Source organism: Levilactobacillus koreensis JCM 16448, assembly GCF_001435525.1.
Taxonomy (GTDB): Bacteria; Bacillota; Bacilli; order Lactobacillales; family Lactobacillaceae; genus Levilactobacillus; species Levilactobacillus koreensis.
Map to the genome: position 1 here is coordinate 15,749 of NZ_AZDP01000034.1, position 15,141 is coordinate 30,889.

Here is a 15,141-nt window from a genome sequence, read left to right on the forward strand (position 1 = left end):
CTCGCCGCTCAAACCACTTTTTATAAGTGAAATTATTTTTTAATGGTGGTCATTGACAACTATTTTTCAAACCAACTATAGTCGTCTAGTTGTGATTAAATTTCCGGATCAACCGCCGCGATGGCCGGGCCAATTGGATCAGTCCCCAGGTCAGCACAATGCTGACGGCGACCATTGCTGCCCCAAAGAGTGGCGTCATGCCTAAACCGAATTGGCTGGTCACTTGGCCACCAATCCCTGACCCCAGCGCGATACCCACGTTGAATGCCGAAATATTCAATGCCGACGCCATCGTAATGTCGTTAGGCGTCTCCTTTTCCGCCAACTGCACAATATACAGCTGCAGGCCGGGGACGTTCATGAAGGCAAAGAATCCCATGACTAGTACCGTCAACAGGCCCAGCCATTGACTATTTGCTGTAAACGTCAACACCAACAGCGTTGCGAAGAGACCCGTAAACATTTTCAATAGGGCTGCTAACGGCTTGGCATTTGCCAACCGGCCACCAACCGTGTTGCCTGCCGCCACCATTAAGCCGTAAATAACCAGAATGACGACCACGGCGCCCGCGGACCAGCCCATCTTTTGTTCCAGCAAGGGGGACAGGTAGGTGTAGACCACGAACGTGCCGCCGTAACCCAGCGCCGTGACCAGCAAGGCTAACAATAATTTTGGATTCCGTAAGACCCGAATGATCCCACTGGCCGTCGCCTTGCTAGGCAATGGCAGATTGCGTGGCACTAGGATATAGTCGGCAATCAAGCCAATGACCCCAATCAAACTAATGAAGATAAAGGACCAGCGCCAACCGCCCAACTGGCCGATCATGGTTCCCAGCGGCACCCCCGTCACCGTGGCGACCGTCAATCCCGTAAACATCACGGCGATGGCCGATGCCCGTTTCGATGGCGCCACCACGTCCGCAGCGATCACGCTCGCCACGGTCATGAAGATTCCGTGAGCCAGCGCGGCAACCACCCGACCGGCAAGTAGGATAATAAAGGCTGGGGCAAAGGCCGCAACCAAGTTACCGGCGATAAATAGCAACATGATAATGATCATCAACGTGTGCCGGTTGATCTGTCCGGTCAGTAACGTCATCAGTGGCGCCCCGACCATGATGCCCATGGCGTAGACCGACACCGTCAGGCCGGCCTGGGCCATGCTGACATGGAAGCTCTGGATCAATAACGGAATCAGGCCGACGCTAATGAATTCCGTGGAGCCGATGGCAAAGGCACTAACGGCCAGTGCGAGTAGTGTAAAAGTTGGTGAAATGGATTGTGATTTTGTCATAATGACCTCCTCGTTTTTTGGTTGCTAACGTGATAAGTAATGATTATACTGGTTAGGAACTTAGGAACAAGAAGTCACTTTAAAGTGCGCTACCCACCAAAAAGTAATAATTAGACAGGAGACGGTTTGATGCCCACTAAAACTTATCACATTGGCGTTGAAGCCACGATGGAAATCATCGGCGGCAAGTGGAAATCCATTATTCTCTGCCACCTACGCCACCACACCATGCGCACCGGGGAACTGGCCCGGGCCATCCCACAAATTTCGCAAAAGATGCTGACACAACAGTTACGTGAGCTGGAGGCCGCCAACATTGTATCCCGCCACGTCTACAAGCAGGTCCCACCCCGCGTTGACTATTCGCTGACGGATTACGGCAAGTCATTGTCTGGCATTCTCCACGAACTGTGTCTCTGGGGTGAGGACAATATCGACCGGCGACAGGCTGCGGGCGAAGACATCAGCCTGATGAGCCGCGACGACGTCATTTAGTCAATTAATTACGCTGCGGCTGTCAGGGGGACGCTTCAGACTGAAAGTTGATTACAACACAAAGAAGGAGTCTGGGACAGAACCCCAGACTCCTTTTGGTATCTCCAAATTTATATAGAACAAAAGGCCACTGTGTAAGCAGAGAGGTCGGCAGATATGGACTCAGACGCACCGTTCCAGCCCATATCCGACGGCCGGTAAGACGATGGCACCACTCCACTGTCTAATTGCCATATTCAACCTCACCAAAGTGATAAGCCTTGCCATTAACACTGTAGTTTGTCCAACTGGCAATCGAATCAAATGTATCATCGACGGGATTAATGCCTAAGCTGCCGGTGGTCTTCTTATTGGTAATTTTCAGGCGATAATGGCCCTTACTGAGCTTTTTGTTTGGCAAACCCGGCACCGCTTTGCTGTAATAAACGGTCGTCGTGTTGCCCTTAACCGTGACCTTCGACACCTTCACAGAATGGGTTGGCTTGTAAGCATGGCCGTCCGTGGCCCAGCGATTGCCAAATAAGTAAGTATCCTTGGCCATGGCCGCCTTGCTGTAGTACTGCAGGTAATTGTCCAACGTCAGGTAGAAGCCAGCCGTTGGTTCAGCCTTCGTGTTCGTACTATTCGCCGTGTAGCCCTTCCCTGACAAGAACACTTGTGTCCGAATCGGTGCCTTTAAGTTGACCCGTTTGAAATTAGCCTTAGTAAACGGAATCGTCGCGATGTTCTTGTACTTCAGCGTTTTTGCCCGCGCATAGTTGACCACCCCATAGCTAAACAGCGCCGTGGTCTTGACACCACCGTGACCGTCATTCGACGACATGGTACTGCCAACGCTCAGCAGGGTGTTCTTCTTGACCTTAACCTGCTTATATTTACCATCAGTCCTCTTATAAATACCCACGTACATGGCCTTCTTGGTGCGCACATAGCCCACGTTGCCCGATAAATACTTGTCGCTCGTCGTCGCTGCGTTAGCCGTTGACATCCCTACACCAATAACGGTTAGACCGACCAAGGTAGCTAAAGCCCACTTCATATGTAGCTTCATTCTAATTCCCCCTATTTTCGCTGATGACTAGGTTATGATTATATTTCAAAATCACTATACACCCCGAAGCCTAAACTTCTTTCACAAATGCCTTACAAACAGAAGTCAACTAGATGACGGCTTCACCGAACCCCGGTCTTAGCTGCAAACAGCAAAGGCTCCGAGCAATCAAATCGATTTCTCGGAGCCCTCTATTACGCGTAATCGCTATCAAAACTATCGATTACCGTTTGCCTTCTTTTCCCGTTCCCGGGTCCAAATATCATCAACTAAACTGGCCAACGTGATCTGGGCCATTTGGGTTTCGGCCGCGCGTTGGACCTCATCATAAGCCACGCGCAACGTCTCCTGGATGTTGCCGCCCACGACACACTTGGGATTCGTTTTATCGTCAACATGGAGAAGATTGCCCTCTTCTTCCACCGCCTGGTACACGTCGAGCAGAGAAATCTTTGCCGGTTGCCGTGCCAATCGTGGAGCAGCGGTTCCCTGTTGCGTTGCCAGTAAACCAGCGCGGCGCAACGCCACCATCAGCCGGCGAACGAGTGCCGGATTGGATTCCACACTCGCCGCAATTGCCGTACTCGACAGGTCGCTGTCGTGGTAAATATCAATATAGGCCAAAATATGAACTGCATCACTCAATCGATGCGAATACCGCACGTCAATTCCCCCTTTTGATTGATTACCAGGACTAGTATACCGAATTAGGCTTGACGTGCAAGTTCTGCTACTAAGAAATCTGGCAACGTCTGCGCTGGCCGGCCCATGATTTTACGGAAATCATCCGTCACGGTCGCCAGCAAGCCCTGTGCCCCACCAGCATACATGGAAGCCAGCATGTGGCCCTCGTTACCCTCATTGTACATTTCGCCGAACTGTTTCAGCGTGACCGGTGCGTAACCAATCGACTGGCCGGAAACGTCGCTCAAGACCTGAGCCAAGGCGGGCATCGTGTACGACCGTTCCTGGGTCAGCGTGTACATGTTTTGCGTCCACAGCGCTGGCGTCACGGCCACCTGGGCGAACGCCGCCGCACTTTCTGCTAGGCTGATGAAGCTTAATGACGCATCCCCCAGCGGATAGATGACGTTGTGGCGCTCAATCAGCTCTGGCAAATAAGGCACCAGCGGATCGGCGTACAGGGCATTCCGTAAAATGGTGTAGGACAGGTCCGTTCCCGCCAACCGCCGCGGCACGTAACCGTAGAATGCGGACAGGTCAAACGGGTTATTGACTTGGTCGGCAATGAACCCCATCACGATCAAATGTCCGACTGCTGCTTTTTCTGCGGCACCAATAACATTCTCAAACTCGGTGACCCGGCTGAAACTGTCATGACTCTTGCTGGGCACGTAAATGGCCACGTCGGCCGCTTGCAGAACACTCGTGATGCTGTCCTGATTGCGATAATCCAACGGCAGCACGTGCATGCCCTGCTCGCTGAACTGAGCGGCCTTGGCCGGAGTGTGCACCCCCAGCGTGATTTCGGTGGCGTTCACGCGTTGAGCGACTTGGTTAACGATTTGTTGGCCTAAGTGGCCCGTGGCGCCCGTAATAACAATTTTCATTTCAAAAACTCCTTCGTCGTTAGATGTTACTTTATATATTACATCTAGTCTCTCAAATGTCAAAGAATGTGACTCTTCTGACAGCATAATAAGCGCTTTCCGTTATAAGAAAGATTATAATAAGGGCATGCAAATCGGTGTGTGGTCAGCCTGAGGAGGCGCTCCTTTTCCTTATGCCGAACACATCACCCTAATACTTATTTTGATAAGGAGTGAGTAACGTGGTTCAACAATTACCTGATAAAGTTGCAATTATTACCGGTGCCGGATCCGGCATGGGCCGTTCCATGGCCGAATTATTTGCCAAGGAAGGTGCCAAGGTCGTCGCTGCCGATATCAACGAAGATCGGTTAAACGAAGTCGTTGCTGCCATTAAAGATGCTGGTGGCGAAGCAATCGCCAGTGTCACCAACGTCACCAAGGAAGCCGATGTCGTGGCCATGGTCCAAGCGGCCGTTGACAACTTCGGCCGCCTCGATATTTTAGTCAACAACGCCGGCATCATGGATAACATGGCGCCAGTGGGTACTTTGACCAACGAGCTGTGGGACAAGGTCATGACGGTCAATACGACCAGCGTGATGTTGGCCACACGAGAAGCCCTGAAGATCTTCACCAAACAAAAGTCCGGGGTCATCTTAAACATCGCTTCGGTTGGCGGAATCGGTGGTGGCCGTGCCGGCGCCGCCTATACCGCTTCGAAGCACGCGGTGGTTGGCCTGACAAAGAACACCGCGTACATGTACGAAAACGCCGGTATTCGGACCAACGCCATCGCACCCGGTGGTATCAAGACCAATATTAGCGAGTCCATGACCGGTGTCGACAAGGAAGGCATGGCCCGTCAGAATGTTGGCATGCCGTTATCACCAAAACCTGGGACCGGCGACGAGATTGCCCAAACGGCCCTCTTCCTGTGCTCCGATGCCTCTAGCTACGTCAACGGTACCGTTGTTCCCGTCGATGGTGGATGGACGAGTTACTAAACTCGTTTGCGTTTGCTTTGCCGCCTGCGGCTGACGGACGCCACACTGTGGGGACCGACCGAAGCCTGTGGAACGGTCTTCGGTCTCGACTGGCAACCTCGCCAAGTTCGGCGAGTTTCCAAACCGTCCCGTGGTGTAAGCCAGCTAAAAAACGCTGACTAACACCACCGCCACAGTGTTCTGTCCGTCATCCTCCGGCTCTAAATAGCGCGTTGGCTTAGTATCTGATTGTCTAAATTGAACCCTATGCTAAAAGTCGTTGTAGCTGGCTGTATCCTTTACGGGATGCTATCGCTACAACGACTTTTTCGTTGATTACAGTTGATGGCTAATTGCTGACCAAAATTTGTACAAGTAACCTTCAACTAGTCTAGTCAGTGGCTGACAGGGACGTAACCCCGTGTCGGTGTTCTTAGACCGGGCGTTCTTCCCGGCCTTAGAACACAGGCCGAACTTTTAGACTCGACCTGTGAGGCTTAAAGTCGCCCTGAAGACTGGCACTTTAGTCTTCAGGTCTGCTTCACCGGGTGGAGTCCCTGTCAGCTACCGACGGCCCCGTCCACCTAAAATTGACGCTTCCCACCATAAACAGTAAACTAATCAACATGATTACACGTTAAGGAGACGATAGCGTTAATGGAATTGGTTAGCTTTAATAATTACTGGATTTTTAGTTGGTATCTTGGTTATTTCAACGGGTGGTGGCGGGGCCGCCATCTACTTGGGCCTGTTGACATCTGTCTTCAACCTTGCCCCCGCCGTTGCGGCCGCAACCTCACTGGCAACGGCTTTTCCCTCACTCATTGTTGGGGCATACGGGCATTACCGCACCGGGCAGATCCATTTCAAGGTCGGTAACCAGATGCTGATTGCGGCAGTTCCGGCAACCATCGTCGGCGCCTTGCTCGCCCCGTACATCCCCACCACCATCTACACCTGGATTGTCGCCATCATCCTGACCGCGCTAGGTATCCAGATTCTCTACAAACGCTTCTTCATCCGGCAAAATAAACCTGCGCAACATCAGAGCATCCAAGCCGTACTCTACGGGATTTTAAGTGGCCTCATGGTCGGTATTGCCGGTCTCAGTGGCGGCGGTCCCATTATTGCTGGGCTCCTGGTCTTAGGTTTGGACATGATTCCAGCCGCAGCCACGTCGTCCTACGTGCTGGTCGGCAACACCTTTGTCGGCCTCCTCTTTCACCTCTCTGCGCACAGCATCGACTGGTCGATTGGCATCAGCTTGATGATTGGAGCCATGCTAGGCGCTTTCTGTGCCCCACGCCTGCTTGCCCACATCGACCCGAAAAAGTTGAACACCTACGTGAAGCCATTTATGGGCGTCCTACTCGTCTTCATGGGATTAAAAATGCTTCTCTAATACCAAAAAACAAGCGTTACGCTAACTCCCTAGTGGGTCAGCGCAACGCTTGTTTGATTCATGCCTACAGTCGCTTGAATTTAATGATACAGGTTAATCTTGACGCTTTTTACGGTAAACGAACGTGCTACCCAAACCACCAGCTAGCAACAAGCCTAGTGCTTGTAGCCAACCTTGGTGCGCTTCACCCGTTTGTGGCAAACCGGCTGATAAGCCCATGCCCTTTAGGAGTTGGGCCCGAATAGCCTGCAATTTGGCAACCAACGCGGTATTGTGTGCGGCTTGTGCCTTGGCAATTGCTGAGTCGATTCTGCTCAACAAAGCTTCACCATCCGTAGCCGAGTCGGCGTCTCCGGCCTTTTCTTCGGCTTCAAAGTCGACCACTTCGTCTTCCAGCTCGCTTAAGAGTTCTTCTTCATCTGGGCTTTCATGCTCGTAGTCCAAGTCCTCATCAACGTCTGGTTCCTCGGTGTTTGGTAACTCAGTGCCGGGTTCTTCGGTGTCCGGCTCTTCAGTATCAGGGTTCTCCGTGCTTGGCAACTCAACATCTGGCTTGTCGATGTTTGGTTTGTCAGGTGCTTCGGGTTCCTCGACATCTGGATTATCAATGTTTGGCTTGTCGGGTTCCTCAATGTTTGGTAACTCAACAGTTGGCAGGTCAATGTTTGGTTTGTCTGGCGCCTCAGGTTCCTCAACGTTAGGTAAATCAATGTTCGGCTCGTCTGGTTCATCGATACCTGGTAACTCAACGGTTGGAATATCGATGTTGGGCTTGTCTGGTGCTTCAGGTTCTTCAACATTTGGCAAGTCAATGTTCGGCTCATCTGGTGCTTCAGGTTCCTCGACGTTCGGCAAGTCAATGTTCGGCTCGTCCGGCGCTTCGGGTTCCTCGACGTTTGGCAGATCAACGTTCGGCTCATCGAAGTCATCCTCGTCCTCTTCGTTGTCCTTGTTGTCTTGTAGGTCCCAACGGTGAGTTTCGGCGTTAACAACGACTTTGTCCGCAATGATATTACCATCAATGTTTTGATTGGCGACAATTTCCGCAGATGGGGCTAACATACTGCCTTGGAATGGACGTTCAACGGTGATAGTCCCAGTATGTTGTTTGTCACTAGCTGTGCTGTCGTAGAAGTTCCACAGTAAATGGTTGTCCCCAAAGTCTTCCGTTTCATGGTTATCACGGTCACTACCATCACTGTAGATAATCTTGATTTGAGAATTAATCTTGTAATCCTCTTGACCACCAGTATCTACGTTGATAATGACGGTATTCCCATCAGCATCCGGTGATAATCCAGAAATCGTCAGTGGCGTGTCCCCGTTCAGAACGTCTGGACTTAAGTTGATCACAATGTGACCATCGGCGTCCGGCGTCATGTCGCTCACGTCGACGACCCGGTTGTTGCGGTCAGCAAAGTCGTCATTGGTATATGAGGCATTGCTGTTAACCGTGGTCAGCTGTTCGTTAAGGGCCTTAAGTTTTGCAAATTCTGCATCGAAGTTGATGTAGGTCTGCCCGTTTTGGTCTTGGTAAACTTCGGAAGCTAATAAGTGGTCGATGTCGGCCCCATTGACCTTTGGCCGGTTCGGATTGCTTAAGTCAATCTCGATGCCTTCACCAAAGATGACCTTGTTTTCCCGGGTGTCCCCAGCGGAAACGAATGAGCTATTGGCAATGTTGACGATGTTCTGTATGTAAGAAATGTCTTTATCAAGCAGTTCTTCAATAATGTTAGTTCCAAAGTTAACGTTCCCAGTCAGGTTTTGAACGGCTAGGTTCCCATTGGTATGGGAATTCAGTTCGGCATCCCGCGCGAAGATATGAAATGCGGAGGAGATCCCCAGAATATTATTCAAATCAGGGAAGTCATCGTAAACGTCGCCGCCGGCCTGAACACCGCTCTCAGCGTAAGGTTCCAGCGCCGTCGTGACATTCGTGGTGTCTTCGAGATTCTTAAAGATATCGTTGATGTCCTGCTCATCAGTCACTTTGTTCTCGTCAGCAACGTTAATGTCAGGTGTCACCGCTGTAGTATCATCGGTCGTTGGTGTGTTGATCGTCGGTGTTTCAACTGGCGTGGTGCTGTTCTGCGTCTCCTGATCTCGCATCAACGTAGCCGGTGAGTAAGACCGCCGAGCGTGCTTGACAACTTCTGCCGTACTGTCGTCATTAGTCTTGTTGTTCCCATCAGCCTTATCAGTCGTGCTCGTCTGATTAGTGGCATCTGCATTGCTCTTAGTCGATTCAGTCGTCGCATCGGCCGAACTCGTTGTGGTGTCGGTCGTCGTATTCTGGTCAACTTTACCGTTACCATCGTTGCTGGAACTGCTGGTTGACGTTACACTGCTGGTCTGGCTGGCATCTCCACTAGCCGATTGTTCTGAACTACTATTTGCTTCGCTACTGCTCCCCGACGACGAACTGCTCAGGCTCGTCTCTGGCGTGCTACTACTGTTACTGCTGTCGTTGGTATCGGCACGTGCCGTAACCGTGGCACCGCCTAATGCCAAGACAATGGCGCAGGCGAAGACCCATTTACGGCCGTCCTTATACATTTTAAAATGTGTCCGTTTTGTTTCCATACTTTATTAATCCCTACCTTTCAGACTAAAAAGATTCCCTTCTCTATTTTCGTACTACTAGTAGTAACAATCAATATCAATGATGAAATTATTTTAAAAATAAACTACTTATGCCATAATCCTTTGTCGTTTGTAACAACCTGCACAACCGTGGTGAAAATTATAAAGAGCCGTTGAAATCTTCAATTCTCACGGCGTTGTCCCTCAGTTATATTATAAGTGTGATGAGTGGTTATAATTTTGTAAGCGCTAACACAACTGCTATTGTTGACTGCAAACCATGTTTAGTCACCAATAAGTATCGGCTAATAATCTTACAGTGTCGGCGGCAAGCAAGACCGTTGATAACCTCATAACCACTTAAAAAATACATTTGGAGGTCATAACATGAAAGGTTCAACGAAACTTCAGCCCCAAGATGTCATTGCGCCCATCGACCGACGACTTTACGGATCATTTATCGAACAACTTGGCCGGGCCGTTTACACCGGTGTTTACCAACCCGGCCATCCCGCTGCCGATGAAGAAGGTTTTCGGACCGACGTTATCGAAGCGGTCAAGGAACTCAACGTGCCACTGATTCGCTACCCCGGCGGGAACTTTCTGTCCCAGTACCGGTGGGAAGATGGTATCGGGCCTAAGGATCAACGCCCGGTCCGTTTAGACTTGGCTTGGCGTGAGCTTGAAACCAACCAGTTTGGCCTCCACGAATTCATGCACTGGGCAGACAAGGTCAACGCCGTACCGAACATGGCCGTTAACCTGGGGACCCGCGGCATTCAGGAAGCCGCCGACCTCGTGGAATACTGTAACTTCCCTAAGGGCACCTACCTCAGTGACCTGCGCCGCAAGAACGGTGCCGAAGACCCATTTGCCATTAAGACCTGGTGTCTGGGTAACGAAATGGACGGTCCTTGGGAAATTGGTGCCAAGACCGCTACGGAATACGCCCACCTCGCCAACGAAACGGCGAAGGCTATGCGGCGCGTCGATGATTCCCTCGAACTCGTGGCCTGTGGGAGCTCTTCCATGGACAACCCAACGTTCGGCGAATGGGAAGAGACTGTACTGGACGAATGTTATGACAACGTGGATTACCTGTCGTTGCACCGTTACTACGGTTACTACAATGACGATGACCCGACTGAACTCGACAACTTCTTGGGCAAGAACCTCGATCTGGATGCCTTTATCAAGGGCGTCGTTGCCATGTGTGATGCCGTTAAGGCCCGCAAGCGTTCAACCAAGACCATCAACCTGTCCTTTGACGAATGGAACGTCTGGTACCACTCCAATGACGCCGACACCAAGGTCACCCCTTGGCAAGTTGGGCCGCATTTGCTCGAAGACGTTTACAATTTCGAAGACGCCTTATTGGTCGGGAGCCTATTGATGACGCTGTTACGAAACGCCGACCGGGTTAAAATTGCCTGCTTGGCCCAACTCGTTAACGTCATCGCGCCTATTATGACGGACACGGACGGTGGCGTCTGGAAGCAGTCCATCTTCTACCCATTCATGCAGGTGGCCAACCATGGCCAAGGTGAAGTTCTAGTCGACCACAGCCAGTCCGCGACCTACAACTCCCGTGAGTTCAAGGACATTCCTTACCTCGATACGGTCTCCACTTACGACGCTGCCAGCCAAACGCTGACGGTCTTCGCCGAAAACAAGCACCAGACCGACACGCTCGACTTCGATATCGACCTGACCGACTTCACGGTCGACCACTTGATTGAAGCCACTCAGTTCTACGGCTACGATGTCAAAGCCGATAACCGCGATGGCAAGATGCAGCTACAGGCTTTGCCAGTCAATGCCCAGGATCACTCGGCTAACGTGACGTTACAGCCCCTATCCTGGAACATGCTCCGCTTCAAGGTTAAATAAACCGTTGGAGGTCGTCTTCGGCTGGCACGAACTCCACCCGGTGAGGCAGACCTGGGGCCTGAGAAGCGGTCCCCAGGGCGACTTGAAGCCTCAAAGAACGAGTCTCCAAGCTCGGCCCCTCCTCTAAGGTCGGAAAGGTTCATCCGGCCTAAGAGGACCGACACGGGGTTACGTTCCTGTCAGCCTTCGACTTAAACTGGATTTATAACCTTAAGTTTGATTGTGATTTCAACATTACACGAAATAAGCTCCGAACTCGCTAGCTGGCGAATTCGGAGCTTATTTGGCTTATCGATTTACTATTAAGCGTGAATACAGGGCTCTTACAGTCACCCTACCAGTTGACAAGATTCAACTGTGCCAGCCGAAAATTTTCCAGATGTGAGCTCACGTGCGTTATTCATATAGTTTCAACCCCATCTGGCGACCGGTAAGGCGGTATTCAACATACAGTGTTGCCTAGTAAGTAATCCAGTACTGTAGCCCCGAAGCGAGGATGCCGCCGACTAGTGGACCGCACATTGGGACCCAGGCGTAATTCCACTCTGTGTTGCCTTTATTTGGCACCGGTAGGATAGTGTACGCCAGCCGGGGACCCCAGTCACGAGCTGGATTCAGCGCAAACCCCGTGGTCGTGCCTAAGCCCATCCCCACGACCATGATCAGAATACCGACGATGAATGGCTTCAAGCCTTGGGTGAAGTTCCCCAGGTTGAGGAGGATAAAGACGAACGCCCATGTCGCAATGACTTCCGAGATGAAGTTAAACACGGGATTCTTGATGGCTGGACGGGTCGCAAAGATTCCGACGGTGTTACCAGCAGCCTCGTCCGGCGTTGCTTTGAAATGAGGGTAGAATTGCAGGATCACCAACGCCGCCCCCACGAACGCTCCCAAAAATTGGCCCAGTAAGTAAGGCACCACTTCGGCCCACGGGAAGTAACCGAACACGGCAAAACCAATGGTCACGGCCGGATTCAAATGGCCTTGCGACCCCAGCAGACCAGCCACATAGACCCCCATCGTCACAGCCATTCCCCAGGCGAGACACACAAACGTCCAGTCCGCGCCCTTCGCGTAGGTCTTGTTTAAATTGACACTAGCTCCCGTCCCCCCACCAAGGACAATTAAAATCATCGTGCCAAAGAATTCACCAATAAAGCCACTCATGCTAAAACACCCCTCAAATCGTTATGTAAAAAAATAAATGCTGAATTCAGTTTACCATAGCCCAAACGTTAACGGTGGGTTATTTTGAACCGCTTACACCATTTTAACAAAACAAACCGGCCCCGTTCTCAAAATGAGCGCGTGACCGGTTTAATTTTAATCAAATTTAGTTTTAAACAGGAATCCTAGTAGTGGCTAAACAAGGTAAGCCTAGTCCTCTATTTTAGCCATGAACACCCAGCGACACCTTCGCATACCGGGTCATTTGACCCATATCCCAGGCTGGTTCCCAGACGAGATCAATGTCGCAGTGGTCGATACCTTCCACCGACAGTGCAGCCGCCGTAATTTGATCATTGAGCATATCACTTAATGGGCAACCCATTGTGGTCAGGGTCATTTTAACGGTACATTTATTGCCCTCAACCGTAACGCCGTAAATGAGGCCCAGATTCACAATATCAATCGTCAATTCAGGGTCAATGACCCCTTCCAGTGCCGTCATGACGGCTTCTTCAGCTTGTTCATTTTCAGCCATTCTCGTTCCCTCCTCTAGCAGAAAGACCGCTAGCCAGTCTACCAGCTATCGGCCCTCCGTCTGTTACTTTTCACTTTTAAGTCATTGGTGCCGGGTTGAAGATGCAAATGTCGTTGTAGAGTTTCAACCGTTCTGCGGCTGGCTTTTCACCACTGGCCACATCCAGAATGAAGTTAAATAATTCCGTTCCGAGTTCTTCAACGGTCAGGTCACCCGTAGCGACCTTACCGGCGTTGACATCAATCAGGTCACTCCAGAATTCCTTCAAGTCAGTTCGCGTGCAGACCTTGATAACAGGGGCTGCTTGCAGGTTGTAAGGCGTTCCCCGACCCGTAACGAAGACTTCCAGTCCCATCCCAGATGCCAGTTGCATTGGTCCGGTCGTAAAGTCCCCAGCTGGCGTGGCGTTAAAGATCAAGCCGCGTTTCGTTGGAATTTCACCGGCACTGACCACTTGCGAGATTGGCGCGGTCCCGGACTTCGCAATGGAGCCCATGGACTTTTCAACGATGGTGGACAAGCCACCTTTCCGGTTACCCGGCGTTGGGTTGGCTGAACGGTCGACGCCACCCTTGGCCAAGTAGTTGTCGAACCAAGACATTTCCTTGACCAGCTTATTACAGTTAGGTTGGTCCGGAATCCGCTGCGCGATGAAGTTGACCCCATCACGAACTTCGGTCACTTCGGAGAACATGGCGGTCCCGCCACCGGCCACTAGCAGGTCGGAGGCATACCCGGCGGATGGGTTCCCAGTTACACCGGAGAAGGCGTCACTCCCACCGCATTGGAACCCAACCGACAGCTTCGACAGTGGTTGTTCCGTCCGCCGATGCGTTTCCAAAATAGCCAGTTTCTTGTCGGCCATTGCCATAATGGCCGCAATCATCTTTTCAAAGCCCTTGTAGTTTTGCAAATACAAGAGGTTATCGTCATTAATATCTTCTGGGTCCAAGATCCGGTCTGGCGTCAACTTTTCACAGCCCAAGCCGACGACCATGATCTGCCCACCGAAGTTCGGGTTCTTCACGATATTTCTGATCTCACGAATTGGAACCTTGGCTTCGGGCGCGTCAATGGCAACCCCACAGCCATATTGGTGACTGACGACCGTCACATCATCCACGTGTGGATACTTCGGTAAGAGCTCCTGCTTGATGCGGTCCACGGCAATCTTTAAGACCCCAACCACGCATTGAACCGTGGTCTGAATTCCCAAGATGTTCCGGGTCCCGGCGTACTTGTTGCCAGGTACGTCGTAGCCCATAAACGTGGTCCGCTTAGGCTTGGGCAAGTCCTTACGAATGTTCGTGCCGTAAGTCAGCTTGTTCAGGTCTGGTGACGGTGGTAATTCCAGACTGGTTTCATTGATCCAATCCCCGGCTTGAATATCGCTCTTGGCATACCCCAGTACGACCCCGTAACGTAAGACGGCGTCACCTTTGGCTAAATTAACCAGAGCGATCTTGTGGGCTTGGGGAATCTCGTCATTGACGGTAATATCGCCCTTGATCTTATCCCCGACGTGTAAATCGTGGACGGCAATGGCAACGTTATCGTTTGGGCGCATTTTCACAACATGTTTGAGCATGGATGCAACCTCCTCAGCTTAGAAACAACTGCTAATTTCGGGACATTTCCCTATGTAATGCAGCTTTACTGCTCGCTTCAAAGTCAGCAACAGGATTGCCGCCGCCTTTATTAAGCGCTTTCATCTTTACAAGTACAATGTTAATTCCTTCACGTAATGGGAACAAGAGACAATCCGGCAAGGTTTTCGGCAAAAGTTTAGTCAAATCAACAACGGGCCGTTTAGACGCCTTTACCTGGCGGATTAAGCCGCTACGTCTCCGTTGAGCCGGACTGGATCATTGGAAAACACGGGATTTTCCTAATAGCTTAACCGCTTATAGGTCTCACGCTAGCCCTTGTCACATTACAATTTTCTGCACAGAACAGTAATGATCTAAAGGTTGAAAGTTCCAAAATACTAGCCACGCCTGCTCTAGCAACAACAGTGAGACTAAAACTAGGCAACCTGGTGGGCCCTTCGCTTTACCGGCCGGCAGATATGGGCTGGATTGGTGCGAACGACGCGCCTGAGCCCATATCTGCCGACCTCCCGGCTTACACAGGGTTCTTAGGCGACGGAGATAATGACTGTAACAGTCGTTATCGA

General features: G+C 51.2%; 12 protein-coding genes. 4 read left to right on the top strand and 8 right to left on the bottom strand.

Annotated features, from left to right (window positions below; all coding sequences use genetic code 11):
* Positions 1-85: 85 nt before the first annotated feature.
* Positions 86-1,297, bottom strand: coding sequence for an MFS transporter (locus tag FC99_RS02455; protein ID WP_048734727.1), 1,212 nt, complete (start codon positions 1,295-1,297; stop codon positions 86-88).
* 129 nt (positions 1,298-1,426) lie between these two features.
* Here FC99_RS02455 and FC99_RS02460 point away from each other — a divergent pair, with 129 nt between their 5' ends.
* Positions 1,427-1,792, top strand: coding sequence for a winged helix-turn-helix transcriptional regulator (locus FC99_RS02460; RefSeq protein ID WP_048734726.1), 366 nt, complete (start codon positions 1,427-1,429; stop codon positions 1,790-1,792).
* A 223-nt stretch (positions 1,793-2,015) separates the two neighbouring features.
* Here the strand turns inward: FC99_RS02460 and FC99_RS02465 are convergent, their stop codons facing one another.
* From FC99_RS02465 to FC99_RS02475, 3 genes are all read right to left on the bottom strand, one after another.
* Positions 2,016-2,843: a hypothetical protein gene (locus FC99_RS02465; RefSeq protein WP_048734724.1), complete on the bottom strand. Its 828-nt coding sequence runs from the start codon at positions 2,841-2,843 to the stop codon at positions 2,016-2,018.
* A gap of 216 nt (positions 2,844-3,059) precedes the next feature.
* A complete protein-coding gene (locus FC99_RS02470; protein WP_048734721.1) occupies positions 3,060-3,506 on the bottom strand; it encodes an Rrf2 family transcriptional regulator in 447 nt (148 codons plus the stop codon).
* 44 nt (positions 3,507-3,550) lie between these two features.
* Positions 3,551-4,414 carry an NAD(P)H-binding protein gene (locus FC99_RS02475; RefSeq protein ID WP_048734719.1) on the bottom strand — a complete coding sequence of 288 codons (864 nt, stop codon included), beginning with the start codon at positions 4,412-4,414 and terminating at the stop codon, positions 3,551-3,553.
* Between the two features lie 221 nt (positions 4,415-4,635).
* Here FC99_RS02475 and FC99_RS02480 point away from each other — a divergent pair, with 221 nt between their 5' ends.
* On the top strand, positions 4,636-5,400 hold the full coding sequence (locus FC99_RS02480) for a glucose 1-dehydrogenase (RefSeq protein ID WP_048734716.1): 765 nt from the start codon (positions 4,636-4,638) through the stop codon (positions 5,398-5,400).
* Positions 5,401-6,055: 655 nt separating this feature from the next.
* On the top strand, positions 6,056-6,781 hold the full coding sequence (locus tag FC99_RS02485) for a sulfite exporter TauE/SafE family protein (protein ID WP_048734714.1): 726 nt from the start codon (positions 6,056-6,058) through the stop codon (positions 6,779-6,781).
* 93 nt (positions 6,782-6,874) lie between these two features.
* Here FC99_RS02485 and FC99_RS02490 read toward each other — a convergent pair whose 3' ends face one another.
* Positions 6,875-9,367: a collagen-binding domain-containing protein gene (locus FC99_RS02490; protein ID WP_053083550.1), complete on the bottom strand. Its 2,493-nt coding sequence runs from the start codon at positions 9,365-9,367 to the stop codon at positions 6,875-6,877.
* A gap of 387 nt (positions 9,368-9,754) precedes the next feature.
* On the opposite strand from FC99_RS02490, the gene arfA reads away from it, so the two are divergent.
* A complete protein-coding gene (gene arfA, locus FC99_RS02495; protein WP_048734712.1) occupies positions 9,755-11,257 on the top strand; it encodes an arabinosylfuranosidase ArfA in 1,503 nt (500 codons plus the stop codon).
* A gap of 459 nt (positions 11,258-11,716) precedes the next feature.
* Here the strand turns inward: arfA and FC99_RS02500 are convergent, their stop codons facing one another.
* From FC99_RS02500 to FC99_RS02510, 3 genes are all read right to left on the bottom strand, one after another.
* Complete coding sequence (locus FC99_RS02500; protein WP_048734710.1) at positions 11,717-12,427, bottom strand: MIP/aquaporin family protein; 711 nt, start codon at positions 12,425-12,427, stop codon at positions 11,717-11,719.
* Between the two features lie 223 nt (positions 12,428-12,650).
* A complete protein-coding gene (locus FC99_RS02505) occupies positions 12,651-12,965 on the bottom strand; it encodes a metal-sulfur cluster assembly factor (protein WP_048734708.1) in 315 nt (104 codons plus the stop codon).
* A 76-nt stretch (positions 12,966-13,041) separates the two neighbouring features.
* Positions 13,042-14,553 (bottom strand): UxaA family hydrolase, encoded by a 1,512-nt coding sequence (locus tag FC99_RS02510; RefSeq protein WP_048734706.1) that lies wholly within the window; start codon positions 14,551-14,553, stop codon positions 13,042-13,044.
* Positions 14,554-15,141: the final 588 nt, after the last annotated feature.